This is a genomic window from Desulfobacter sp. (assembly GCA_028768545.1).
Classification (GTDB): Bacteria; Desulfobacterota; Desulfobacteria; order Desulfobacterales; family Desulfobacteraceae; genus Desulfobacter.
This window is the reverse complement of the sequence record CP054838.1, coordinates 341541-365592: the sequence shown is the minus strand read 5'-3', so window position 1 is coordinate 365592 and position 24052 is coordinate 341541. Positions and strand designations below refer to the sequence as shown.

The window sequence follows — 24052 nt, the reverse complement described above, 5'->3', positions numbered from 1 at the left end:
TTTATATTCCGACCCCACCTAAATCACAGTCCCTGGCGTTTGTCAAAGCAAAAAGGGCAGCACCAAAGGCGCTGCCCTTTTATTTTTACCCTGGTCCAGCCACGAGGGCCGTTACAACAGGCTTTTAAGTTTTTCCAATATCATTTCTCCGGGGGCGCAATAGATAAAATCCGCATCCACCCTCTGCCATTTGTCTGACGTGATCTTGCCGATTTTTTTGGTGTAAAAGATTAAACGATAGTCTACAGCATCACTGTCTTCATCCTGGTAGATGACCTTGGAGACCGCAGGTTCCCCTACACCCGGGGAAAGGGCAAAGCCTTTTTTGTCTATAAATGTTTTACCGAACCGTTTATATTTCAGCTCAATACCGACCCTGGCGATCCCCATCTCTTCGAGCTCGTCAAGTTCGGCCTCGGCCTCAATGGTTACCGGTTTGATGGGGGCGGTGAGATCCACGGTCATGAGTTCCCCTTTTTTCCACTGGGGTTTTTTAGGATACAGATGCCCCCCTCTCAGGCTCCACTGGACGGCATAGTCATAGACCTGTTCATCATCACCCATGCGGGCGTAAGAGAGCATGGCGGTCTGCCCGTTTTCCTCCAGATACTTTTTGTCAATGGTCAGCTCGTCAATAAAGGGGCGCTGGCCTTTTCTGGGCACCCTGACCTGGACTGTGGCGTAATTGACCATCTCATTGAAAATATCATAGGCAGTCAGGCCGATGATAAACCGCAGCTCCCGTCTCTGGAAAAAAGGATCGTTCAGGTTGACCTCTGAGACCAGCTTGGGATTGTCCTTGTATTTGGCATACCAGGTGCCCACATTTCCGGTCATGGTGTGGTGTTCGTACCTTACTATCACTTTTTTCAGGCTCAGGGTCTGGGTGGAGGTCCGCTTGATTTCCTTTTTCTGAAAGACCGTGTACTTATAGTTTCTGGCTTTGGCTGCATTTTTCCGGTGCTGTTCTTCGGCAGATTTATCCGAGTCAGAATCTCCCTCGTCGGAGAGTTCCTCGTCCGTGGGTTCCCCCAGCCGTTTTTGCATATCAAAAAAGGATTCCAGCACAATTTTGTGAAGTCCTGATTCAACGATCTCCTTGTCTGCATCAGGCACATGCTGGACATAGTCAAAGGTGACCACTCCCGACTCCTGGAGGGTGTCAAGGGCCCGGGTCTGCTCTTCCTCGGTCAGGGTGGTGGTTTTTCTGGAGCTGACCTTAAAGAGGTTGTACCATTTGGGATTCCAATACTTTTTGACCTTGGTCTTTTTTTCCCTGGATTCGGTATGTTCTTTTTCAAGCAGGTGATATTTATCGTAGTTGATGGTTACCCTGACGTCATAGGCCGGCAGTTTGACCACGTATTTAAGATCAAAAACCACGGAGATATCTGTGGTGGGCTGTTCCAGGCTTTTGGCCAGCAGGGTGTCCCCGTAGGCGTCCAGTTTTGCTGCCACTGCAACCTTTTGCCCTTCCATTACAGGGGCTTTGCCAGAAGTCACCAGGGTTGAGGTGAACCCCTTGTCCGTTAAGGTGGCCGAAACCACGTTAAAGGAGTTGCCTTCCGCCCCGGTTTCCAAAGGCACTGCCCCTTTGAGCTTGGCGCCTTTGACCTTTTTTTTCAGCAGTTTTTCGGTTTCCTTGACCTGTTTTTTATCCAGCCCGTATTCCACCAGAAAATGGATGATGGCCCCTTCGGCACCGCCGTCTGCCACGGTTTTATCCGTTACAAACCTGACCATTGAAAATTTCGGGGTACCGTCCTTGTCCCTGGAGACCTTGGGATCTGCCGGAAGATAATAATAATTTTTTGATTTTTTGGCAGGATCTTTGGTGGCGGCTGGAAAACATCTGACCGTGGTGCCGTCGGACAACTTTACGTCAACATGCTGGCCGTATCGGATCCCTCCCACCTCCTTGACAGTGCTTGAAGAGGGAATGGTCTGGCTGGGACTGATCTGAAGGGGTTTAAACTGCTTCATATAGGTCATCTGCTCGGTGGCCCCTGACAGGGCAGGTAAAAGTCCCAGGATTCCCAACACCAGGACTCCTAAGCAAAATCTGTTCAGCTTCATTTTATCCTCCTTAAACTTAGGCCGCATTTTCGGCGGTTCCCAAAATTAAATCCCTGGGGGTGAAAGCACCAGGTAAGTATCATCAAGATCTGTCCACTCGCCTTTGTCAGGCGATCCTTTTGCCGGATACCAGTTCACCCTGAACTGGACCTGGGTCTTGGGATCATGGAAGAGCACCTGGCTTGATACAGACTCTGCATCCGTTGCCCGCATCACGGCAAAGCGCCCTTTTTTGTCCGTGCCGAATATGGTGTAGCGCATCTCAATGGTGGCGCTTCTCATATTGGCGTCTTCAAATAAAAACCGGTCTGCATCGATTTCAAGATCCAGCCGTTCCAGGGGCGGGGCAAGGGTGATAATGGGATCACTGCTGGGCAGCCATTTTCCAGGCTCTTCCGGGTCTCTGATCTTATGCCGGCCCTGGATGGACCAGATGGTGGAATAATTATAATTGAGCCAGTCCGATCCTTTTTCCCCCAGTCTTGGATATTTCCCAGTAGTGTCCGGTTAGGTTGTTGCATATAAAAAGCATCTAAAATCATTGAAAAAACAGTCTGTTTTGTGTTGACAAATGTGCGTAAAAATTTTTGTGCGCCTTGAAAATTTAACTCAAGGAGCTCAAATGACGCACATCTCAGTCCCTAAAAAACAACTACGGTCCCTGAACTTTGACAATTTCAGGTGCCCTCTGATAAAGTCACTTTCAAAAGCACCGGAATTACAATCTCGAGGAGACCGCCCTTTAAAAATGACATTCGAAGACCAGATAAATGCTTTGGTTTATTTCCATCTTCAGGAGCACAAGTCTGCCCGACATTTAATTCAGGATCTCAAGGAGAATGTTTTTGCTAAAGAAAATATTGCGCCAGACGGTGGTATCAGCCGTAGTAGTTTCTGTGAAGCCATCAATCACAGGGGACTCGAACAACTGCAATTTATCTTTGAGGATCTTTATAAACAGGCTCTTGAGTGTCATCCGGGTGAACACGCCGAGTTAGGAGAGTTGGTTTCCATTGACGGTAGTCTCATAAATGCAGTCCTTTCAATGCACTGGGCGAACTACAGAAAAGGAAGTAAAAAAGCCAAAGTACATTGCGGATTTGACATTAATCACGGAATCCCAAACAAAATCTTTTTGACTGAAGGCAACGGCGCTGAACGCACTTTTGTTCCCAAAATACTTTCCAAGGGGCAAACAGGTGTTATGGATCGTGGATATCAATCCCATAAAGAATTTGACCTGCTTCAGGAGCAAGGCAAACATTTTGTCTGCCGTATAAAAACCAGGACAACAAGAACAATTATTGATAACCACGAGACCCCTTCCGACAGCTACATTTTTTATGATGCACTGGTTAAACTTGGTACTCCGAATCAAAACCAGACGAAAAGGCCTGTTCGGGTTGTTGGCTATAAAATTGCTGGCGTCAAATACTATGTGGCAACTGACAGGCATGATTTAACAGCGGAACAAATAGCAACAATTTATAAACTCCGGTGGACCATTGAGGATTTTTTCAAATGGTGGAAAGAACATCTGAAGGTATATCATCTCATTGCCCGCAGTGAATACGGCCTTATGGTTCAGATTCTTGGCGGCCTTATCACTTACCTGTTACTGGCAATCCATTGCCAAAAACAGTTTAATGAAAAGGTCACGATCAAAAGAGTTCGGCAGCTGCGAACCGCCATTCTAAATGACCTGTTTGGCTGCGAGGAGCAGGGCTCTCATAGTTCAAACAGGGACAATATTGTCAAAGATCAAAAAATTATTGAGCAAGCAAAAACCTAACCGGACATCACTGGATATTTCCAGGATTTGCTCAATATACCCTGGCGGATATCCTCCCTTGTAAACACAAGTTCTCCTGTGGCATCGGCCCGGCCCTTGTAGATCTTTTGGATGGAGACCCCGGCAAAGTTCATGATTTTTTCAAATGCCCCTGAATATTCCCCGTCAATCCTGAAGAACAGCTCCTGTTTCTGAAAGGCGGGGTCTGCCAGGTTGACCACCCGGAACATGTCCGGATCCTTGCCAAAGGCCTGGAACAGTCCTGAAATATTGCCGGCCGTATCCACGGGCACCCGGATGACGGCCCGACGGTTTAAATTGATGGAAAATACGGCCCGGTTAATGTCTTTCCGGTTTTTAAGGACATATTGGTTGTCGGTGAAATATTTTTGGTTTCCCGTGGAGGTGAACAGCTTGGCCAGCCATCCTTTTTTCTGGCGGCCCTTGATCTGGCCGGATGCCACGGCTGTTTCCTTTTTAGGGATGGCCGTGAACCCGGTCTTCTGGTCAAATATGATTTCGGTGAGCTTGCCTGTGATAAGGTCCACCAGGGACTGCATGGCCTTGTTGGCCGTATCCTCGGGCATCCTGTCCATCACATCCACCTTGATGTCCCCGGTTCTCACCAGTTCATCCACAATATCCCTGACCTGTTTTCGGGTATACCCGTCCTGGCGGTTTTTGATTTTTGAAAAATGGGTGTACACCGTGGAGACTTGGGCATGGATTTTTGCCTCAAAAGAGGGAAGGCTGGCCTCATAATAGGTGCGAAGCGCCACCGAGACATCCGAGGTGGGTTTTTGTATGGACTCCCAGAGCAGGGTGGCCCCGTGGGGGGAGAGGGTGGCGGCCACGGCCGCTTTTGATCCAGGGGTCACAGGGGCTCTGCCCGAAGAGATGATACTGGTGGTGAACTTGTCATTGCTCAGGGTGCCGGAAATAATGGAAAAACTGCCCTCAGCCGCCTGTTTTAACGGAACAGGCCCTGCCAGCCGTCCCTTGGGCTTTATTTTTTTAAGTTCAGCTTCAAGTGCTGCCAGATCCTCTTGGGGCAGGGACAGGGAGATGAGCATGTGAAAAAGCCCGCCGCTGGTTTCGCCGCCTGGATCCACAAATTTGATCACTGAGAGTTCAAGCCCCCCGTCCTTGCGCTGGGAAACCCTGGGAGCCGGGGGGATATAGTAATAGTTGTGGGGATCGGCTGCATCCTGGAGTAAAAGAATCCCGTTGATCTGGAGGCGTCCTGCCTCGTAATTGACCAGGGCAAGGGCATTTAAAGGGAAAAAAATCAGGGCCAGGAAAATAAACAGTCCTGAAAATTTTTTATAAAAGGTCTGTGTCATGAGTTTCCTCCTTGGGGCAGCTCATCCCAGTAAAGAATGTCCCCTTCCAGTCTCTGGTCTTTTAATTCCAGGTTTTTGATGGTGGCCTGGGTGGCAATGGGTTTGTTGTTTATTCGGCTGCTCACCGTGACCAGGGCATGGCGGACCTTGGCCAGGCGTAATGCCTCTCCTTCCCCTTCTATGGTCAGCCCCTTGTACTGGTGGGGCGGGAATAAGGAGAGCATGGGGTTGGTCTCTTTTTTCCATGGAGAGCGGATATCCACCCCGCCGTGGAAAGACCAGATGACCTGGTATTCATAGCCCAGCCAGAGATCCCGGTTTGTGTCGCCTTTGTATCCGTAGCTGAGACTGAAGGCATTGGCCTTCTGGCTGAAGGTTTCAGGCGTAATGACAACCTCATCCATGGTGTTTTCTCCGGACTGGTGTCTTTTTTTCATCTTTACCGTGACAAAGTTGAGATATTTGGTAAATGTGGCCGCATCCTGGCCGTCCAGAGTAACCAGGATTTCCCGTTGCTTAAACACGGGATCATCAATGGTTATTGCCTTGAATATCCTGGCATCATTCTGATATCGCGAGTAAAGGCTGCCGATGTTTTCAGCCATGGTGAAGCTTTGTTTTTCAGACCGGAAATGATTCATCTGGTAAACCATTTTACCGCTTCGCTTGATGTTTTTCATCTTGTAGGAGGCCACCAGGGAGAACCCGGGCTTTTGGTTTGAGGCCTGTTGTGCCCTGCCTGAAGACGGGGCTGCCGCCCTTTGACCTGAACCGGAACTCCCTGACGCCGCCCGTGGTGTGGAGGCTGCTGCGGAACTGCTGGCCGGTCGGGCTGTTGGAGAGCCTGTCCTGCCGACCGAACTGCCCGGTGCTCTGCTGCTGCCGGATCCGGATGAGGGGGTGGATGACAGGGTATTGCCCGGGGGTGAGGTGGGTACCGGTGGCGGTATGGGCATGTCCAGGGCGCCCGTGCCCGGGGTAGTGGATTCGCCTGCCGCTTCAAGGCGGCGGTTCAGCGACCTGAGCCGGCCTTGGATTTCCTGTTCCCGCTGTCCTGAAGCCGGATGGGTGATTTGGTAATTTTCATAGGCCTCAATGGCCGCCCTTGTCTGGGCCGGGGCATAGTTGCTTTCGCTTGCCTCCTGGGCTGCCCGTCTGGCCCGGTTGTAGGCCTGGGCCGCGGTCTCAGGTGCGGTCTGGTCCGGGTTTTGTGCAAGACCCCTGGAAGGGATGCCCGAGGCCCGGGCTTCCATGCGGTCTGCCTCTGCCAGGCAGAGCCGGCCCCTTTCCGTCTGTCTGCCGTAGCGTTCTGCAGCTCTTCTGTAATAGTCTGCCGCCTCATCATATTGACCCAGGTGTTTGTGGCAGTTGGCAATATTGTTGGGCATGGCCCCGCCCGGTGTGGGTCTGCTCACCTTTACCTGGTGGATCTCTTCGGATTCCATAAAGGCATCAAGGGCCTGCTGGTATTCTTTATTATTAAAATGCTGCTCTCCCTGGCGGAAGAGTTCTCTTGCCTCTTGTTCCCCACGTGTCATGCCGGGCTGGGGTGGGCTCGCTGAACCGGTTTCTGATCCTCTTTGCTGGCTTTCGACCTGGTCTCCCTGTCCTGATGGCGTAACGCTGCCGGTTCCAGGCAAGGGCGGCAGGGTGGGGCCGACATCCCCTGCATAAGCCCGGGGCAGGAGCAGGCTGGACAAGATGTTTTCGGACAGGATGGTTTTGAGTACAGAGGCCATCATGGTCCTGAAATCAGGAGAATCAAGGTTAAGAGAGGATCGGCTTGAGAGCCTTGAATCCTTGATCATTTTCATGGCCTGGTTGAGGCTGGAGTACGAGTCTTTTTCAGCCGCCGCCCGGTTAAGTTCATCCACCGGTGCGGGGTCAAACATGACCTGGAGCAGTTTTGCATGGGCGCTTTCAACGATTTTATCCATACTGGCGTTTTCGCCCTTGGTGGTGATTTTAATGGCACCGTCCTGGCGAAGTTCTTGAAAGAGCATGTCCACGTCCGCCCCGAACCAGGAATATTTAACTCCCGCCTTGAGGCGTTTATGTTTTGACACCCTTGACCAGTCCGCTTCAATGGTGGCTTCATAGGGTTCTCTGACCCCGGCAAATTCCATGTCAAAAACCAGGGAGATGTCAGGTGTATCGCTTTTAAAGGATTCCCATAAAAGTTGGGCCCCTTCCCGGGACAGGGCCATGGACACGGCCGCCTTCTGACCTTCCATGAGCGGGGCCTTGCCAACGGCAACCGTTCTGACCAGGGTGTCCTGGTCCTGGGTAAAGGAGGTGATCAGGGCAAAGCTGCCCTTTCTGTATACAATGGGACCCTGGATGGTTGCTTCGGGATAGTCTTCCTGAAGCCTTCTTTCCGCTGCCCTGACCCTGTCTTTCGTTACCCCGTAGGTGACCAGGAAATGGACAACGCCCCCGCCCTGGGCGGCATGGGTCCCGGCCTTGCCCTGTTTGTCCGTGCGGCTGTACTTCATAAAAGAAAACTGGGGCCTGCCGTTTTTTTGGGCCAGCCGCGGCTGATCCGGCAGATAGTACCAAACGGCCGGTTCTTTCAGGGACTGGTAGCAGACCAGGTCCCCTGCTTTTTTCATCTTGTCCAGATTGATTTCCTGGCAGATGGCTGAGGTGGAAAAGACTGCCAGAAGAATCGGGACAAGGGCCAGCAGCCACAATCTTAAGTGTTTTTTGAGGTTCATGAAGCCCTCCTTGTTCTCTTTATTCATTGGTGTTCTGCTCATTTTCATCTTCAAGATCCTGCCCATGGTCATCTCCTCTGTAGTCGGTGATATCGAGCATGGCTTCGCCTTTTCGTTTGACCCAGGTGCCTTGTTGGGTGGTGCCGTCCATGTACACCCGTGTGATTCTTATTTTATATGCCGTGTCCAGGTCCTTGGCCAGCTTGAATTCCACCCTTGCCCTATAGTCGGATTCCTGATTAAAGGTTATGGTTTCCACCAGCGGGTTGCCTGTGGTGGGGATGGCAATGTCTATTACTTTGGAATAAAGGGTGTCATCCAGGTGTTCAAGGAAATCAAAGCAGAAAACATCGATTCCGGTATAGCCCCTGACCATTCTTCCATCCAGATCAATTCGCCTGAACAAAGAGGGGTAGGCCTTCATATCAAGGGTGATGGGCAGGGTGGCGCCCATGCTGACCCCTGCCTTTTCCCATTTTTTGTCCGGATTCTGCCTTACCCCTGAAAGGGTCTGGGTGATTTCCACACTCATGAGGGTCTGGCCGGCTTCAATGGCGCTCCAGAGGATTTCACTGACATCTGGAGCCAGGGAAAGGGAGATTTTTTTCCCAGACCATTGGCTGGGCTGGGACCAGTTGAGTTCTGTCTCTCCAAAGATCAGCCTGCCTTTTGTCTGTTCAACCGGCATGCTCCTGAGCTTGGGAAATTTGATCGGATGTTTTTTTTCAGGACAGATTTTATTTTCTTTAAGGCGGTGTTATCCCTTTGCCTGTGAAGGCCGATGTTTAATATCCCCTTGGCCCTGAATTCTGCTGCATCGGAGGTTTCCTTGCGGCCATGGTATCTGAAAAGGTCAAAGGATAGGTTGGGGATTTTGTCTTTGCCCATGTTCAGGGCAGGCGGGCCGGGACTGAGAAAAAAAGGGCTGATTTGGCATGGTCCCTGTAGACTCTTACCCCTTCAATGTCTGAAAAATCATCCAGGTTGGGAGAGGCAAAAAGACGGGCTGCCGTGAAAACAAGGGTGAGGATAAAACCGAGTCGTTTCATTCCTGGGTCCCGGCAGTGTCCATAAAGGGTTCAAGCTGGCTTGATCCGAAAAAGCAGCTCAGTGTTCTGGCATCGGTCCAGAGATCCTGGACCATGGCAGTGCCCTCATTGGTGATCAGCTTGATTTTGTACCGGAATAAAAGGGGGTCTTCCCCCTTTCCCTGGGGCTGGTAAATGACAATTTCCTGGCTGGTGTTTTCCTCCTGGGTCAGCTGGGTTTCCCTCACGGCCACGGTACCGGGTTCTGCCGCAAAATAAGGGCTTTTGATCTGGACAATAATTTTGTAGATTTCAAGATCCTCAAATACCGAAGGAATGGCCTCCAATTTAATGGGACTGCCTGCTGCCGTTCCCACACCCTTGCGAACATCATGGTCAATGCCTTTGATACAGTCCGTACATCCCGTGTCCAGAGAGGATCCCAGCCAGGCCATCATGATGTTGGGACCCAGGACCTTGGATGCAGGGGGAAGTTTAAATGATTTTTCTTTGCCCGGAGAAAGGGTGGAGGGCTTGAGGGTTTTGGAGATCCGTTTGAGATTTCCTCCCTTGACTGCGTACCCGTTGATGGATTCAAGGGTGATGGGAAAGGGGGTGATATTTTTAAGCACTCCAAGGGGGCGGTTTTCGGTCCATTGGAAAAACCCGTTTGTTTTTTTTCCGGTAAAACTTAAGTATTGGAGTAAAATGGGAACAGGTACAGAGGCTTCTCCCACCATGACCATGAGGTTGCCGGTAAGCCCTTCCCTTTTAATCTGGGCCAGAACCTCTTCGGTTTCATCCGGGTCCAGAAGCAGGGTCAGCCTGAAGGATTTTTTAAGGTGGGAGGGCAGGGTCAGATTGATTCTTTCCGGGGTCAGGGAGAGTCCTGCCGCCATGGTCTGAACATCTGCGGTTGCCCCGATTCCGGAGATGGATTTTAAGATGAGTTTGTCACCGGGCTTAAGGTCAAAGGCCTGCTTTAATATACTTTTGAGCAGGGCAATGTCCCCTGGATGATGGGGGGCGGCAAGTTCTGCGGTCAGCATGACCGAGGGCCCCTCATCTTTTTTAAGGTGGTTGTACTGGACATTGAGTCCGTATCCTGTGCCCTGCTTGTGGACCAGGCGAAATTCTTTGGGAAGATAATAAAAGACATTGCCGGCTGCCTTGTCCTGGAAGATGAGGTGGGGGTCCCAGCCGCAGGTGACGGAAAGATCCTCTAAAAGGGCGGCATCATCAATGATATCGGCCAGGTCAACAGAGGCCTTAGGATCCGGTCCCTGGGGTTTTACAGGGGCCGGCGGGACCAGGGGGCGCAATTTGAGGTTGAGCTTTGGCGGCTGCTTGATCATGACGGCGGTTACAGGCTTAAACTGGCGGACCTTGATGGGCTGTGCCAGTTTAAAGGTGTTGAGCTGGGGGCTGGTATCTGCCCCGAAACAGGGGGATGCCAGAACAAGAGAATGACAGAGCAAAAGAAAAATAAAACAACGCATCATAGGCCTCCGGAGAAAATGTCCTAAAATTATGGGTATTTTAATTTTATGGTGAGAAATTAAATCCTTGGCTTATTGGGTCAGTCTGGGTTTTACCCATACAGCCCAGTCCTGGGTACTGGTTTTTCCGGTGTGGACCAGAATGCTGATCTGAACTTTTTGGCCTGCCCAGCGGGAAAGATCAGCATCTATACTCGCATAGGTATTGACTCTCACCCTTTTGCTTGCCAGTCTGTGGGTTTTGGTGCCGGTCTTGACCGAGACCAAAAAGGTTGCCCCGTCTGATCTGCTGGCCCCTTTGAGAAAGCCGACCACTGATTTAAAGTGAAGGTTGGGGCCCAGGATTATGGCAGGATAAACTCCTTGTATCCATCCTCCGGGCGTCCACTGGGGATGGGTCTGAAGCAGGCTGATGGCGGTGTTGCCCGTGCTCAAGGCCGCTTTGGGTATCTGCCGGACAAAGCCCCGCTTGTCATTGGTTTTTCCGGGATATGGCAGAGCGCCTGCCTTGCTTTTCCACTTTGCAAATCGTGCGTTTTTATACAGGTCATAGGTTTTGACTGTCTTGACCGGCATGGCCATGGTCGCCCCAGGCGTGACCTGGGTCACCGTCCTGGCCGCTGTGGGAGGTGCTGGCTGGGCAGATGCCACGGCTGCAGTTCCGGCGGCCTGGGGGATATGGGGTTTGAGAACCATGCCCGGTTTTACAAAACCAGGGGAAGGAGCACTGGCCGCACCGCCCGAGTCTGCCACGGCCTGGCCTTCTTCAAGCTCTATCCCGTCGCTTTCCTGGGCCGAGTCATTTCCGGCAGTCATGGTTTCCTGGTCCGGGTCACTGGAATTTGTCCACACCTTTGGCAGATCGTAGATAATTTCTCCAAAGGGGCGGTCCGGGTTGGTCCCCCTGATCAGGAAAAGCCGGATCTGGTCTGACTGGACCTGGGAGGACGTGGTTCCCCACCCGTCATCTTCCCCGGCCGAATTCCAGCCGATGGTCAGCCTTGCCTTGCCGTGGCGTCCGGTTACAGCGGAAAGGGTGTTCTGAAATCCCTCAAGTTTTTCGCCGAATTGCCTGACTTCCCCTTGAACATGGACATTATCGCTGCGTTTTACATTATCATAGGTCACCTCAAGGACAATTTTGTTTCCCCGGCGATCTAATAGTTTTATATCGCCGAGACGTCCTTTATAGTTTCCGATAAATTCGTCAATACCTTCGCTGAGAAGGCCCATGAGTTCTTTCATGAAATCATTGGAGGCGCCAGAGCCTGAGGACTCTCCCATGGGAGACTGCCCCTCCATTTCTGCCAGGGCTAAGGGCGTAATTGAAACACAGCATATGAATACCAGGAAAATTAAAAACAATCTGTTTAATTTCATGAGAAGACCTCCTGCACTTGAAACGCCAAGGGTTAAAGGATCGTTAATTTTAGATGGTCGAATTTACTATATAAAGCCAGGTAAGTGCTGTTAATGATTAGTCGGTTTTAGGCGATGAGATGAGTCTTTTATTTCGCCATGATGTTTTGGGGTAACAGGGAAAAAACATGATAAGAGGGAAAATTGTTTACAGGACGATTGCATATGGATTCCGGGGGGATCCGGTTATGGATAAAATAGGTAGGAAGAAAACGTATTTGGAAGAGATGGAATTTTTCCCGCGGCACGGGCCGTTCATGGATCTTATCTGCATTGGTTCTGAAATTATTTTGCCGGCCTATGGAATCTTTAGAAAAAAACAGGTATAGATTAGGTTTTAACTCAAATGTATTCCATTGGATCTGGAGGAAAGGAAATGAAAAAAGTAGGAATGGTCGGCTGGCGGGGCATGGTAGGTTCTGTGCTTATGGAAAGAATGATGGCGGAAAATGATTTTGAACAATTTACCCCGGTTTTCTTTACCACCTCCCAGGCCGGACAAAAGGCACCTGATGTGGGTAAAGACGTGCCGGCCCTCATTGATGCCCATGATATCGATACCCTGATGGAGATGGATATTGTGGTTTCCTGCCAGGGCGGGTCATATACTGAAGCAATCCGCCCCAAGCTTGCGGAAAAAGGCTGGAAAGGCTACTGGATTGATGCGGCCTCCACCCTGAGAATGGATGATCAGAGTATCATTGTTCTGGATCCGGTGAATCTTAGTGTGATCGAAGAGGGCCTTGCCAGGGGGATCAAAAATTATATCGGCGGCAACTGCACGGTTTCCCTCATGCTCATGGCCCTTGGCGGGCTCTTTGAAAATGATTTTGTTGAATGGGTGACCTCAATGACCTACCAGGCCGCCTCCGGAGCGGGCGCCAAAAACATGGAAGAACTCGTGGCCCAGATGAGGGCCATTGGAGACCAGGCCGCTCCGGTTCTGGACAATCCCGGTTCAGCCATTCTGGATTTGGACCGGAATGTGACCCGGACCATCCGGTCCAAAGAATTCCCCGTGGACAACTGGGCGGTTCCCCTGGGTGCCAGCCTGATTCCCTGGATTGACCGGGCCATGGAAAACGGTCAGACCCGGGAGGAGTGGAAGGGGTTTGTGGAAACCAATAAGATCCTGGGCAGGTCTGACGCCCCCATTCCCATCGATGGCCAATGCGTCCGCATCGGGTCCATGCGCTGCCATTCCCAGGCCTTTACCATTAAGCTGAAAAAGGATATCCCCTTAGACGATATCAATGGGGCCCTGGCCGCCAACAACCGATGGGTGAAGCTGGTGCCCAATACCAAGGAAGACAGCATTGCCCAATTGACTCCGGCCTCTGTCACCGGCACCCTGACCGTGCCTGTGGGACGGGTCAGGAAGATGAGTCTTGGGGATGATTTTCTCACGGCTTTTTCCGTGGGAGACCAATTGCTCTGGGGAGCGGCAGAACCCTTACGCAGAATTTTAAATATTATTCTTTAGCCCGGTTTAGGGCAAGGTGAATTTTTTTTGATCGTCAAAAGCCCTGATCCATGGTCAGGGCTTTTTTTACGGCAGACTCACAGACAGACAAAGCCCCTGGTCCGTATTCTGGGCCTGGATTTTTCCCTGGCAGCGATTTACCTGTTTTTTGGCAATGGTCAGGCCCAGGCCGGATCCGGGTGCCAATTGGCCTGAGACCCTGAAAAAAGGGTTGAATAATTTATCAAGATCCTCTTTTGACAGGGGCTTTCCCGGGGTGGTCACCGAAAATTTGAGCCCTTTTTTCTTGCCGGGCCGGGCATGGACACGGATGGTTTTTCCGGAATCCGTGTATTTGACGGCATTGTCTAAAAGGTTGGACAATACGGATTTGAGAACGGATTTATCCTGGTTTACCTCGACTGCCCCTTGTACGTCCAGGTCCAGGGTGAGCTTGTTTTGCTGTAACAAGGGCTGGTAGGAGAGAATTTCTTGGTCCAAAAATTGTGCAAAGCTGAAGGTCTCCCTGGCCAGGGAAGACTCCTGGTAATTCATTTTGGACAAGGCCAGCATTTCCTCTACCAGGGTATCCAGGTTCTGGATATCTGCCCTGGCTCCGTCCTGGTCCAGTTTGTCCTGGATGAGTTCCTTGGACACCCTCAGCCGGGCCAGGGGTGAACGCAGCTCGTGGGAGACATTGGCGGTGAGTTCTTTGGCATTGTGAATCAGGGTTTCCAGCCGGGCGGCCATGTGGTTGAACGAATCCCCGAGTTTGGCAATTTCATCGTGCCCCTGGATGTGGGTCCTTACGGCCAGATTCCCATCTGCAAATTCAATGGCTGACCGGTTGAGCCGGTTGATCCTCAGGGTAATCAAAGAGGCCATGGGAACGACCAAAAGGGCCACCACTCCTCCGATGATGAGAATACCCATGAAAAAAAGACCTTCGGGGTGATCCGGGTGCCGGGTATCATAGTAGAGGTGAAGGCGGAGTTCGTCTTTGCCCGACCGGATGGGAATGGTGGCATAGTACTTGATCCACTTGAGGACAAAATGATACAGGGTGATTCCGTTTTCGTGGTGCACCTGGCGGTGAACCCCTTTCACGGGCATGCCTGTCTGACCTTCAAAGGTCTTGAATAAAACGGTTTCCCCGGGATCGGTAATCCATATTTTTACCTCAAACAGGGAGGAAAAGGTGTTAAACAGCTTGAGAAGATCCGGGTTGTTTGTCACAGGCTGGTCCGGATGCAGGTCAATGGTTTCCTGAACCCTTGACCGGACAATCTGGAGTTTTGAAAAGGTCTGCTGGTCCAGCAGGTCTTTGTAAGATTTTCCCGCGGTTAAAATAAATAAAACCAGGATCAGGACAATGGTGACCAGGAGCAGCCCGAGAAAGGAGACCAGGATTTTGGTATACAGCCGCCTGATCTTCATTATAGGTCCACAAACATATACCCTGTTCCCCATACCGTCTTGATGCGCGCGGGAGCTGCAGGATCTTTTTCTATCTTGGCCCGGAGCTTTGAAATATGGATATCCACACTTCGGTCAAAGGCCATGAAATCCTTGCCCTGGGCCATGTTCATAATCTGGTCCCGGCTGAGCACCGCATTGGGGTTTTTCATGAGGACTTCAAGGATATTGAACTCGGTGGTGGATAATTCAACTGCCCGGTCCTGGAGGGTCAAAGATCTGGCGGCCCGGTTCAGTACCATATCCCCGGAGCGGATCAATCTTTCTTCCCCAATAGGCTCTGTTCTGTCCTGCCGTCTTAAGATGGCCCGGATTCTGGCCAGAAGTTCTCTGGGATTAAAGGGCTTGGGCAGGTAGTCATCCGCCCCCAGCTCCAGGCCAACGATCCGATCGGTGTCATCCCCCTTGGCTGTGAGCATGATGACAGGGGTTGAAAATTGAGTTCTGATCTCTTTGAGAACGGTCAGTCCGTCCTTGCCGGGCAGCATAATATCCAGGATAATGAGATCCGGGGCTGTTTCCCGTATGGTTTTTATGGCCTGGGTCCCTTCCCCCAGGGCAGATACCTGGAATCCGTTTTCTCCAAAATATTCAAAAAGCAACTCTATGAGCTTGATATCATCGTCTATGATCAAAAGTGTCTGGGTCATGGCTCTTTTCCCTTTGTTCTCTTTATTACTATTGATTTACAAAGTTTTACAAGACGATAAACAAATTTTTATATTTTCCCCTTAGCCTGGGGCTATTGTCAAAAAGGGTTAGTAATCCAAGGATTTAATAAAACTCAAGGATGGCAGCCGATGGAAAATGTGAATGCATCAGGAATGATTCCCCTGTTTTTATCTCGTAGTATTGATTCGGGAAAAGATAGCGGAAACGCTTTGGACAAGATAGTTCCTCTCCCTGAAAAGAGGTGTGTGCTCGTGGCCTGTGCAGGCGCCGGCCATGTCTTGTCAGAGACGGTCAAAACCATGGCCCATGGATTTGACCGGAAAAATGCCATGACCACGGTGTGCAAGATTGTGGATCGATCCGACCCCTTAAGGGACCTTGCCGGCTATGACGGGGTGTTCATCGGTATTGCACCGGACCGAACCGGAAGCACGAAAAAGGCATTTTCCTTTATCCGCAGTCATCTGGATGACTTGGCAGCCATGCCCGTGGCCCTGTTCTTTCTCTTGTCCCATGCCCCAAAACTCGGGGTCCAAGACCCTGTGTTTAAAGGCCTTTCCAGGATGCATCCCCTGGATGTGCAGAGTTTTGACCGTTCATCTGCCTGTCTTGGGGCGGAGGTGACAGACTGGGCGGAAAATAAAATCTGGCCCCTCATGGAAACCGGGTGGCTGGCAGACTTGATTTTTCCCGAACCTGTTCTGGCTGACGCTCGGTCCGAACCTGTTCTTTCCATTGCCTAGACAATTTTAAAGAGCAGATTGGCTGATAAAAGAATCAAATAAAGGGGCCATGACCTGGCTTGCCATCATCATCAATTCCGGGTGCCATTGAATCAGGTCAATGGGAAGGCAGGTATGCTCGGCCGCCTCAATGACCCCGTCCGGAGACTTTGCACAGATTTTCAGGCCTTTTCCAAGCGCCTTTATGGACTGGTGGTGCCTGGAATTGACATTGAGCCTTGGCCCGAACATTTCATAGAGTCGGGTATGGGGTAAAATGTCTATGGGATGGTCAGTGCCGAAATGAATTTTTTGCTGCATATGGCCCAGCACCGGTCGGGTGAACTGGGTGGGAATATCCTGGAACAGGCTGCCGCCCAGGCCCACATTAATGACCTGGGCCCCCCGGCATATACCCAGTACCGGAGCCTTTTTTCCATGGCAATATTTAGAACCGCCAGCTGGAATTCATCAAGGTCCCGGTCCACTCTTCCAAGTTCGGAAATGGGCGCTTCATTAAAATAGGCCGGGTCCAGGTCAAATCTACCGGGAAATAAAAATCCCCTGGCCGGCATGGCCATTTCCTGAATTAGGGAAAGATCCCGGGTAAAGGGCAGGATATAGGGAATCCCCCCGGCCTGTTCAATGGCATGGATATAGGTGATTGGAATACTGACGGCCGGCATATTGGAGCGGTTTTTATCGATATGTGCGACAATGGCAATAAAAGGGGCCAATGGGTTATCCTTAACAATAGGTGCAAATTTAAACATTATACCAAAGCGCCGGCAGATGGACAAGGAGTTGACAAATCCTTAATCTGAGTCATGTTTGATAAATGAATACTCTAAACACAGGGGGAAGTCATCCCCCCCACCCTCTGGAGCTGCTGGCCCCGGCAAAGAATCTGGAACTGGGCAAAGAAGCGATCAACCACGGGGCGGATGCCGTATATATTGGGGCAAATCAATTCGGGGCAAGGGCAGCCGCCGGAAACACCATGGCTGATATTGAGGCCCTGTGCGCCCATGCCCATAAATATTTTGCCAGGGTCTATCTGGCCTTGAATACCCTTCTTTTTGACCATGAGCTGGCATTGGCCCGGACGTTAATTGATCAGGCCTGGAATTCAGGGGTGGACGCCCTGATCATCCAGGACATGGGGCTGCTGGAAATGGACCTGCCGCCCATCCCCTTATTTGCCAGTACCCAGACCGATAACAGAACCCCTGAAAAGGTGAAATTTTTGGAGCAAAGCGGGTTTTCCCGGGTGATTCTGGCCAGGGAACTGGGGATTGGCGCCATTGAGAAAATTCGCAGGAATACGCGGATAGATCTGGAAACCTTTGTCCATGGCGCGCTTTGTGTGTCATATTCGGGCCAATGCTATATGAGCGCTGCCATCGGCAACAGGAGCGCCAACCGGGGGGAATGCGGCCAGCCCTGCCGTCTGCCCTGGAATCTTCGTTCAGACCAGGGCAGGGTTCTGGCTGAAAATAAATATTTGCTCTCTCTCAAAGATATGAACCGGGGGGATCACCTGGCAGCCCTGGCAGGGGCCGGCATTACCTCGTTTAAAATCGAAGGCCGGCTCAAGAATATAAACTATGTGAAGAATATTGTTGGATTTTACCGTAACCGCCTGGATCAGCTTCTTGGGGAGGATGCTCGTTTCACCCAAGCCTCTTCGGGAGAAACCCGGCTTTTTTTTACCCCTGACCCGGTTAAAACCTTTAACCGTAAAGAGACGGATTATTATTTGTTCAAGTCCCGCCATCCGGTTCATTCCTTTAATACCCCTAAATCAATGGGAGAAAAAATCGGAACCGTTAAAAAAATTACCCCTGAATGGGTAAGCCTTGTCCGGGACCATGACCTGCAAAATGGCGACGGGATATGTTTTTTGGATAAACAGGGGCAGCTTTCAGGATTCCATGTCAACCGGGTGGACAACGAGGGCCGCTTGATTTTGCCGGGCAGAACCTCAACCAAGAAAACAGGGCTTTTTCCCGGGGCTGTTTTGTTTCGCAACCATGACCAGGCCTTTTTAAAACAGATGGCCGGCAGGACGTCAGAACGGCGGATTCCTCTGGATATGGTTTTTTTTGAAACCGATCAGGGGGTTGGAATCGATGCCCGGGACCAGGACAATATTCAAACAAGAATACTGCTCGAGATTGATAAACAGCCTGCCCGGGATCCTGCCCGGGCCATGGAGGTGATACAAAAGCAGCTGGGAAAACTGGGGTCCAGTATCTTTTTTATGAACCGTCTTGAAATCCAGTCTGAGCCTTATTTTCTCCGGGCAAAGGATTTGAACCTGCTCAGGCGCAACCTTGTCCTGGCCATGGAAGAGATGCGGGCCAACGCCTATGCGCCGGTTCAGGCCCCTGTCCGGCCTGAGTCGGTTTTTTATGGTTCAACCGATCTGGATTTCAGGGCCAATGTGGCCAACCATCTTGCTGAAAAATTTTACAAAAAACGGGGGGTCACCACTCTGGCGCCTGCCTTTGAACTTTCCCTGCCCGGGCCTTTGGCCCCTGTTATGACCACAAAACATTGTATCAGATACGGTCTGGGGCTTTGTGCGGGAAAGAAGAAAAATCAGAAAATAGAGTTGCCCCCTCCCATGATTCTGGAAAATAAAAAGGCCAGATTCAGGGTCATCTTTAACTGCGATTGCTGCGAAATGCAGATTTTAAAGATGGATGATTCAAAATAAGCCCTGGATACTATTGTGCGGCCATGATTTTGCAAATTTATTTCCACAGATTATAAAAATGGTGAACCGGGCCGTGGCCCCTTCCCGTGGTATAAGAGGCCCCGGCCTTTAAGGCACCTGTAATATAGGTTTTGGCCTGTTCAACAGCGGTGACAAGATCGAGGTCCTTGGCAAGGCCTGCGGCAATGGCAGAGGAAAGGGTACACCCGGTGCCGTGGGAATTGGCTGTCTCTATGCGGGGGCCTTTCAGGGGGGTCATGGCATTGTTTGCCGCGTCAAAAAAAAGGTCATGGCTGGTTTCTCCCTGAAGATGTCCCCCTTTGACCAGAACATTGGCGGCTCCGAGATCTGCCAGGGCTTTTGCTGCAAAAGGCATCTCTTTGGCGGTCTCAATATTCTGGCCTAAGAGCACCGAGGCTTCGGGCAGGTTCGGGGTGACGATCGTGGCCAGGGGCAAAAGTCTCTCTTTTAAAGCGGCAACAGCATCCTCGCGTAAAAGCGTATCCCCGCTTTTGGAAATCATCACCGGATCCAGGACCACATTGGAACAGCCCCATTGCTCAAGTTTGGCTGCCACGGTTTCGATCACCTCGGGAGAGTGGAGCATCCCGATTTTTACGGCATGGGTGCCGATATCTTCCATGACCGCATCAATCTGCCTGCCGATGAATTCCGGGGGGGCAGGAAAAATACCCGTGACCACCCGGGTGTTCTGGGCGGTCAGGGCGGTAATGGCGGACATACCGAAAACGCCCAGGGCGGAAAAGGTCTTGAGGTCGGCCTGGATACCCGCTCCTCCGCCGGAGTCGGATCCTGCAATGGTCAATGCGCAAAAATATGAACTCATCTTTTGTCTCCTTTTTATTTCTTTTGAAATTCCATGTTGAGCCTCTGGACGGCATCAAAGGGCGCTTTTGCCCCGCAGACGGCAGAAACCACGGCAATGGCGTCAGCCCCTGCCCCTGCCGCCGCCTCTGCATTGGTCTGGTTTAAACCGCCGATGGCCACGATGGTGTGGCGGGAAAATCCTTGGATTCGTGCCAGCCCCTCAAGCCCCCAGGGGGATTTGGTGTCTGTTTTGGTGGGGGTTGAAAAAACAGGGCTGACCCCGATATAAGAAAGGTCCATGGGTTGAGCAGCCTCAACATCTTCCCAGGTTTCAACCGAGAGACCGATGATGGCGTCGGGGCCTAAAAGCGTTCTGGCTTTTGAGTAGGGCATGTCGTTTTGTCCGATATGGACCCCGTCCGCCTTGGCTGCCAGGGCAATGTCCACCCTGTCATTGATGATCAAAGGGATGGAATACGCTTTGAGTAAAGCTTTCAGGGCCAGGGCCTTGTCCAGAAATGTCCGGGTGTCTGCATTTTTTTCCCTGAGCTGAACCGCACAGACACCGGCTTTGGCCGCATCTGCCACCACGGTCTCAAGATTGTGGTAAAGACAATCCCCGGTCACCAGATAAACCCCCTGGAATCGGGCGTTTTTTTTCATGGTGATTCTCCTCAACCCCTTAACCGGGTTTGAATATCATTTTCAGAGATCTGGTAGAGGGCATCGATAAACGCGACCTGGAAACTGCCCGGCCCTTTTGCATTTTCTGCTGCCATTTCCCCTGCAATACCCATGACGGCCATGGCATGGGCCGCGGCTTTTTTATAATCAAGATTGACTGCGGCAAAGGCACCGCAGAGGGCGGTGGCCGTGCATCCAAGTCCTGTGACCCTGGGCATGATCTCATGTCCGTTGTCTATGGTTGCCAGAAAATCCTTGGCCAGGATATAATCAGTCTTTCCGGTGACACAGATCACGGATTTAAAGACCGTGTTGAGATTTTTGGCCGATTCAATGGCCTGGTCCGCCCCTGAGGTGGAGTCCACGCCTCGTGTGGTAACCCCGGCCTGGCTCAGGGCCATGATTTCAGATCCGTTACCCCGGATGATTTCAGGGGGGGCCTCTTTTACAAGATCTCTTGCCGTATCTGTCCGATAGGGTGTGGCCCCGACCCCCACGGGATCCAGGACAATGGGGGTGGCGTTTTCCTTGGCTTTTTTGGCCGCCTTGACCATGGACCGCACCCATTCAGGACTCAGGGTGCCGATGTTGATGACCAGGGCGCCTGCAATACTGACCATATCCTCCACCTCGTCCTCGGCATGGGCCATGACCGGTGAGGCGCCCAGGGCTAATAGTGCATTGGCCGTATTGTTCATGACCACGTAATTTGTGATGTTGTGGACCAGGGGGCTTTTTTGCCGAATGGACCAGATGTCTTTATAAATTTCAGCTGGATTTAATTGCATGTTTTTTTCCTAACCTTAGCGTTGTATGGTGTTTTTTATCCTTAAATGTATATCTTATTTCCAGGTATGGATGAGCCGGGCCGTATCCACCCTTGCCTTGATCAATCCGTATTTCAGAGTAAAGTCGGCAAAGGCCTGCCATTTTTCAGGGTCGTGTTCCTTTTGTCCTGCAAAATAGGGCCGGGTCAGTTCAAAGGCCGCGGTTTCAACGGTCGTATCCGCCTGGGGAACCGCTGCCAGATAAATACCCATGGCCATCTTTGGATCTGTCTGGATTTGGGCCATGGCCATGCGGATGGCTTTGACAAACCCGTGGATGGCCTCTTCTTTTTGGGCCAAAACCTTGGCACCTGCCACAAAGATCAGCTCTTCATAGTCTGGGATTCCGTATTTTTCCAACTCAAAGAATCGGGCCTCGTACCCGTGTTTTTCCATACCCACGGTTTCATAGGTCTTAAACGGGCCCATAACAGCCGCCACTTTTTTGGAAACCAGGGCGGGCAGAATGGTAAAGCCCACATTCACCGGTGTGAATTCTTTTATCCCGTTAATATCGGCAAAGGCCTTGAGCAGGACATCCATGAGCCCGGGCACCGTATATCCGATCTTTTTTCCGGACAGGTCCGAGGGGATCTTTATGGATGGGTCCAGAAAGAGCAGGGTGGTCAGGGGATGAACCACCAAAGGGGTCACCGCCCTCAGGTCCAGGCCCTGGCCGGCCGCAATAATGGTCTGGGGCTGGTAGGAGACGGCCAGGTCCACGTTGCCGGAGGCTGCCAGCTTCAGGGCATCCGAGGTCTCAGAGGGAGTGATAATCTCCACCTCAACGCCCTGGTCTGCAAAATATCCTGCATCCCGGGCAAGGTAGATGGGCAGATGATCCACATTGGGAAACCAGTCCAGCATGAGTTTGAGTTTTTCAGCAGCCATTCCAGAAACAGGTACAAGGAGGATCATCGCCAGCAGCAGCAAAATACAATTTTTTTTCATCTTTATATCCTTATGTTTGTAAGTTGGGATAGAGGGTAAATTTAGGGTATCCCGTTTTTTAATTTTTCCATTTAACCCATCGTTTTTCAGCAGCGCCCACCAGGATCCAAAGCCCTAAGCCCATGGCGGTGAGCCAAAGAATGGCGGCAAAGACAAGATCGGTCTGGAGCCGTGCATTGGATTGGATCATGAGATATCCAAGGCCCTGCTGGGCCCCCACCCACTCTCCGATCACCGCCCCGATGGTGGCCACGGTCACCCCCATTTTCAGTCCTGAAAAAAACTGGGGCAGGGCCCAGGGCCAGTAAAGCAGGCGCAGTTTCTGACCAAAAGAGGCCCCCATGAGCCTGAACAGCATTCTGAATTCAGGATCACAGCTTTTTAACCCGGAGAGCAGACTGATGGTGATGGGGAAAAAAATAATGATCCAGGCCATGAAGACCTTGGAGGCTATGCCGTATCCCAGCCAGACCACAAGCAAAGGCGCCAGGGCAAAGACGGGCACGGCCTGGGACGCCACTAAAAATGGGGCCAGCCCCTTTTCAAAGCCGGGATTGGCAAACATGAGAATGGCCAGGGGCACGGCTGTGATCAATGCCAGTCCAATGCCCAGAAGAATTTCCATGAGCGTGGTCAGGGCATGGGGCAGAATCATAGGCGCCCGGGTCAGGGCCGTTGAAACAATTTCAGAGGGCAGGGGCAGGATAAAGACGGGAATCCCGGTCATCCTGGCCCATGCCTCCCAGAGGCCTAAAAGACCTAGGCACAGACAAAGGGCAATGAGATTAGCCTTTGACATGGTCAATATCCTCCTGGAGCCGGGTCATCATATGGGCTTTGGCCGCGATGAGGTCCGGATGATCAAAGGCTCTGGGCTTGGGCAGTCTGGGCACAAAACGTTCAACAATGGACATGGGCCGCGGCCCTAAAAGACAGATTTCATCCCCGAGGACCAGGGCCTCTTCTATATCATGGGTGATCATGAGAATGGTTTTGCTGAACTCGGATTGGAGCATGAGCAAAAGGGTCTGCAGGCCCTGGCGGGTAATGGCGTCCAGAGCGGACAAGGGTTCGTCCAAAAGGATGAGTTCCCGCCTGAAAATCAAGGTCCTGACCAGGGCACACCGCTGGCGCATCCCGCCTGAAACCTGGTTTGGGTAGTGGTTTTCATACCCCTTAAGCCCCAGGCGTTCAAATAATGTCTTGGCCAGGGCCTTGTCTTTTTTGATGTCAAAAGATCGGGTTTTTCGGGTTCTGGCAGGCAGCAGACTGTTGTCCAGAAGGGTAAACCAGGGTAACAGCAGGTCTTTTTGCTGTATATAGGCGGCATGGTTCTGAACATGGTCAAGGGGGCGGCCCTTCCAGAAAATCGTTCCCCGGTCCAGGGCGGTGATTCCGGTAAGCCCGTTGAACAGGGTGGATTTCCCGCAGCCGGAGGGGCCGACCAGGACCGTGAATTGTCCCGGCTGAACCGTGAGATTAAAGGCCTTGAATATGGTCTGGTTGTCAAAGGATTTGCCTGCGCCCGTGACCTCAAGCATGGTCTTGCCCCTCAATAAGATGTTATGCGCTCAGACAAAGGTCCGGAGGGGAAAGGGCTTTCCTTCGCCAGAATGATCTGGATCAGGTTCCAGGGGTCGAAACAAGGGTCTGTTTCCTCTCAGCCGATTTTTATCAACTCCCCCAGCCTTTTATTGACGCTGCAATTGTTTGGCAAAATTACCATGGGGCCGGGGCCTTGTCAAACAATACCCCTAGGGGGCACAAAAATTTAAGATAAACGATGGCCCTCGCTGAATTTAAACAGAACAGTCTTGAAACAAGGTGTGGCCCA

The 24052-nt window shown here is 51.5% G+C and carries 23 protein-coding genes and 1 riboswitch; of the genes, 5 read left to right on the top strand and 18 right to left on the bottom strand.

Features of this window, described 5'->3' with window-relative positions:
* Window positions 1–111 precede the first annotated feature (111 nt).
* Window positions 112–2076: a hypothetical protein gene (locus HUN05_01680; protein ID WDP84029.1), complete on the bottom strand. Its 1965-nt coding sequence runs from the start codon at window positions 2074–2076 to the stop codon at window positions 112–114.
* A 45-nt stretch (window positions 2077–2121) separates the two neighbouring features.
* Window positions 2122–2358: a hypothetical protein gene (locus tag HUN05_01675; GenBank protein ID WDP84028.1), complete on the bottom strand. Its 237-nt coding sequence runs from the start codon at window positions 2356–2358 to the stop codon at window positions 2122–2124.
* A gap of 340 nt (window positions 2359–2698) precedes the next feature.
* Between HUN05_01675 and HUN05_01670 the strand changes: the two genes are divergently transcribed.
* The gene (locus tag HUN05_01670; GenBank protein ID WDP87879.1) at window positions 2699–3868 is read left to right on the top strand and encodes an IS4 family transposase; all 1170 of its coding nucleotides are present in this window, start codon (window positions 2699–2701) and stop codon (window positions 3866–3868) included.
* Here HUN05_01670 and HUN05_01665 read toward each other — a convergent pair.
* From HUN05_01665 to HUN05_01640, 6 genes are all read right to left on the bottom strand, one after another.
* Entirely contained in the window at window positions 3865–5211 is a 1347-nt protein-coding gene (locus HUN05_01665) for a hypothetical protein (protein WDP84027.1), read from the bottom strand. The genes HUN05_01670 and HUN05_01665 overlap by 4 nt on opposite strands.
* Window positions 5208–7928, bottom strand: a complete 2721-nt coding sequence (locus HUN05_01660; protein WDP84026.1) for a tetratricopeptide repeat protein — start codon at window positions 7926–7928, stop codon at window positions 5208–5210. Before HUN05_01660 ends, HUN05_01665 begins: the two co-directional genes overlap by 4 nt.
* A gap of 19 nt (window positions 7929–7947) precedes the next feature.
* The gene (locus HUN05_01655) at window positions 7948–8616 is read right to left on the bottom strand and encodes a hypothetical protein (protein WDP84025.1); all 669 of its coding nucleotides are present in this window, start codon (window positions 8614–8616) and stop codon (window positions 7948–7950) included.
* Window positions 8617–8818: 202 nt separating this feature from the next.
* Window positions 8819–8977 carry a hypothetical protein gene (locus HUN05_01650; protein ID WDP84024.1) on the bottom strand — a complete coding sequence of 53 codons (159 nt, stop codon included), beginning with the start codon at window positions 8975–8977 and terminating at the stop codon, window positions 8819–8821.
* Window positions 8974–10458, bottom strand: coding sequence for a hypothetical protein (locus tag HUN05_01645; GenBank protein WDP84023.1), 1485 nt, complete (start codon window positions 10456–10458; stop codon window positions 8974–8976). The genes HUN05_01650 and HUN05_01645 overlap by 4 nt, the downstream gene beginning before the upstream one ends.
* A 69-nt stretch (window positions 10459–10527) precedes the next feature.
* Window positions 10528–11835, bottom strand: coding sequence for a hypothetical protein (locus HUN05_01640; GenBank protein WDP84022.1), 1308 nt, complete (start codon window positions 11833–11835; stop codon window positions 10528–10530).
* Between the two features lie 227 nt (window positions 11836–12062).
* On the opposite strand from HUN05_01640, the gene HUN05_01635 reads away from it, so the two are divergent.
* Together HUN05_01635 and asd are read left to right on the top strand one after the other, a co-directional pair.
* A complete protein-coding gene (locus HUN05_01635; protein ID WDP84021.1) occupies window positions 12063–12203 on the top strand; it encodes a hypothetical protein in 141 nt (46 codons plus the stop codon).
* Between the two features lie 47 nt (window positions 12204–12250).
* Complete coding sequence (gene asd / locus HUN05_01630) at window positions 12251–13357, top strand: aspartate-semialdehyde dehydrogenase (protein ID WDP84020.1); 1107 nt, start codon at window positions 12251–12253, stop codon at window positions 13355–13357.
* 66 nt (window positions 13358–13423) lie between these two features.
* Here asd and HUN05_01625 read toward each other — a convergent pair whose 3' ends face one another.
* A complete protein-coding gene (locus tag HUN05_01625; GenBank protein WDP84019.1) occupies window positions 13424–14773 on the bottom strand; it encodes a HAMP domain-containing histidine kinase in 1350 nt (449 codons plus the stop codon).
* The gene (locus HUN05_01620) at window positions 14773–15462 is read right to left on the bottom strand and encodes a response regulator (protein WDP84018.1); all 690 of its coding nucleotides are present in this window, start codon (window positions 15460–15462) and stop codon (window positions 14773–14775) included. The genes HUN05_01625 and HUN05_01620 overlap by 1 nt, the downstream gene beginning before the upstream one ends.
* 150 nt (window positions 15463–15612) lie before the next feature.
* Between HUN05_01620 and HUN05_01615 the strand changes: the two genes are divergently transcribed.
* A complete protein-coding gene (locus HUN05_01615; protein ID WDP84017.1) occupies window positions 15613–16227 on the top strand; it encodes a hypothetical protein in 615 nt (204 codons plus the stop codon).
* Between the two features lie 6 nt (window positions 16228–16233).
* Here the strand turns inward: HUN05_01615 and HUN05_01610 are convergent, their stop codons facing one another.
* Both HUN05_01610 and HUN05_01605 read right to left on the bottom strand, forming a co-directional pair.
* Window positions 16234–16527 carry a gamma-glutamyl-gamma-aminobutyrate hydrolase family protein gene (locus HUN05_01610; GenBank protein WDP84016.1) on the bottom strand — a complete coding sequence of 98 codons (294 nt, stop codon included), beginning with the start codon at window positions 16525–16527 and terminating at the stop codon, window positions 16234–16236.
* The gene (locus HUN05_01605) at window positions 16488–16943 is read right to left on the bottom strand and encodes a gamma-glutamyl-gamma-aminobutyrate hydrolase family protein (GenBank protein ID WDP84015.1); all 456 of its coding nucleotides are present in this window, start codon (window positions 16941–16943) and stop codon (window positions 16488–16490) included. Before HUN05_01605 ends, HUN05_01610 begins: the two co-directional genes overlap by 40 nt.
* A 101-nt stretch (window positions 16944–17044) precedes the next feature.
* Here HUN05_01605 and HUN05_01600 point away from each other — a divergent pair, with 101 nt between their 5' ends.
* On the top strand, window positions 17045–18928 hold the full coding sequence (locus tag HUN05_01600; GenBank protein WDP84014.1) for a U32 family peptidase: 1884 nt from the start codon (window positions 17045–17047) through the stop codon (window positions 18926–18928).
* Window positions 18929–18965: 37 nt separating this feature from the next.
* Here HUN05_01600 and thiD read toward each other — a convergent pair whose 3' ends face one another.
* Genes thiD through HUN05_01570 form a run of 6 tightly spaced genes read right to left on the bottom strand, consistent with a single transcriptional unit; the run spans window position 18966 to window position 23759 of the window.
* Window positions 18966–19775, bottom strand: a complete 810-nt coding sequence (thiD, locus tag HUN05_01595; protein WDP84013.1) for a bifunctional hydroxymethylpyrimidine kinase/phosphomethylpyrimidine kinase — start codon at window positions 19773–19775, stop codon at window positions 18966–18968.
* A gap of 14 nt (window positions 19776–19789) precedes the next feature.
* Window positions 19790–20419 carry a thiamine phosphate synthase gene (gene thiE, locus HUN05_01590; protein ID WDP84012.1) on the bottom strand — a complete coding sequence of 210 codons (630 nt, stop codon included), beginning with the start codon at window positions 20417–20419 and terminating at the stop codon, window positions 19790–19792.
* Window positions 20420–20430: 11 nt separating this feature from the next.
* Window positions 20431–21228, bottom strand: coding sequence for a hydroxyethylthiazole kinase (thiM, locus tag HUN05_01585; GenBank protein WDP84011.1), 798 nt, complete (start codon window positions 21226–21228; stop codon window positions 20431–20433).
* Window positions 21229–21282: 54 nt separating this feature from the next.
* Entirely contained in the window at window positions 21283–22218 is a 936-nt protein-coding gene (locus tag HUN05_01580) for an ABC transporter substrate-binding protein (protein ID WDP84010.1), read from the bottom strand.
* A gap of 58 nt (window positions 22219–22276) precedes the next feature.
* Window positions 22277–23017 carry an ABC transporter permease gene (locus HUN05_01575; GenBank protein WDP84009.1) on the bottom strand — a complete coding sequence of 247 codons (741 nt, stop codon included), beginning with the start codon at window positions 23015–23017 and terminating at the stop codon, window positions 22277–22279.
* Window positions 23004–23759 (bottom strand): ABC transporter ATP-binding protein, encoded by a 756-nt coding sequence (locus HUN05_01570; GenBank protein ID WDP84008.1) that lies wholly within the window; start codon window positions 23757–23759, stop codon window positions 23004–23006. The genes HUN05_01575 and HUN05_01570 overlap by 14 nt, the downstream gene beginning before the upstream one ends.
* 42 nt (window positions 23760–23801) lie before the next feature.
* Window positions 23802–23913: riboswitch (TPP riboswitch) on the bottom strand.
* Window positions 23914–24052: the final 139 nt, after the last annotated feature.

Coding starts and splice junctions, on each gene's coding strand:
- HUN05_01680 (WDP84029.1), bottom strand. CDS start 2,076: ATGAAGCTGAACAGATTTTGCTTAGGAGTCCTGGTGTTGGGAATCCTG.
- HUN05_01675 (WDP84028.1), bottom strand. CDS start 2,358: ATGAGAAGCGCCACCATTGAGATGCGCTACACCATATTCGGCACGGAC.
- HUN05_01670 (WDP87879.1), top strand. CDS start 2,699: ATGACGCACATCTCAGTCCCTAAAAAACAACTACGGTCCCTGAACTTT.
- HUN05_01665 (WDP84027.1), bottom strand. CDS start 5,211: ATGACACAGACCTTTTATAAAAAATTTTCAGGACTGTTTATTTTCCTG.
- HUN05_01660 (WDP84026.1), bottom strand. CDS start 7,928: ATGAACCTCAAAAAACACTTAAGATTGTGGCTGCTGGCCCTTGTCCCG.
- HUN05_01655 (WDP84025.1), bottom strand. CDS start 8,616: ATGCCGGTTGAACAGACAAAAGGCAGGCTGATCTTTGGAGAGACAGAA.
- HUN05_01650 (WDP84024.1), bottom strand. CDS start 8,977: ATGAAACGACTCGGTTTTATCCTCACCCTTGTTTTCACGGCAGCCCGT.
- HUN05_01645 (WDP84023.1), bottom strand. CDS start 10,458: ATGATGCGTTGTTTTATTTTTCTTTTGCTCTGTCATTCTCTTGTTCTG.
- HUN05_01640 (WDP84022.1), bottom strand. CDS start 11,835: ATGAAATTAAACAGATTGTTTTTAATTTTCCTGGTATTCATATGCTGT.
- HUN05_01635 (WDP84021.1), top strand. CDS start 12,063: ATGGATAAAATAGGTAGGAAGAAAACGTATTTGGAAGAGATGGAATTT.
- asd (WDP84020.1), top strand. CDS start 12,251: ATGAAAAAAGTAGGAATGGTCGGCTGGCGGGGCATGGTAGGTTCTGTG.
- HUN05_01625 (WDP84019.1), bottom strand. CDS start 14,773: ATGAAGATCAGGCGGCTGTATACCAAAATCCTGGTCTCCTTTCTCGGG.
- HUN05_01620 (WDP84018.1), bottom strand. CDS start 15,462: ATGACCCAGACACTTTTGATCATAGACGATGATATCAAGCTCATAGAG.
- HUN05_01615 (WDP84017.1), top strand. CDS start 15,613: ATGGAAAATGTGAATGCATCAGGAATGATTCCCCTGTTTTTATCTCGT.
- HUN05_01610 (WDP84016.1), bottom strand. CDS start 16,527: ATGCAGCAAAAAATTCATTTCGGCACTGACCATCCCATAGACATTTTA.
- HUN05_01600 (WDP84014.1), top strand. CDS start 17,045: ATGAATACTCTAAACACAGGGGGAAGTCATCCCCCCCACCCTCTGGAG.
- thiD (WDP84013.1), bottom strand. CDS start 19,775: ATGAGTTCATATTTTTGCGCATTGACCATTGCAGGATCCGACTCCGGC.
- thiE (WDP84012.1), bottom strand. CDS start 20,419: ATGAAAAAAAACGCCCGATTCCAGGGGGTTTATCTGGTGACCGGGGAT.
- thiM (WDP84011.1), bottom strand. CDS start 21,228: ATGCAATTAAATCCAGCTGAAATTTATAAAGACATCTGGTCCATTCGG.
- HUN05_01580 (WDP84010.1), bottom strand. CDS start 22,218: ATGAAAAAAAATTGTATTTTGCTGCTGCTGGCGATGATCCTCCTTGTA.
- HUN05_01575 (WDP84009.1), bottom strand. CDS start 23,017: ATGTCAAAGGCTAATCTCATTGCCCTTTGTCTGTGCCTAGGTCTTTTA.
- HUN05_01570 (WDP84008.1), bottom strand. CDS start 23,759: ATGCTTGAGGTCACGGGCGCAGGCAAATCCTTTGACAACCAGACCATA.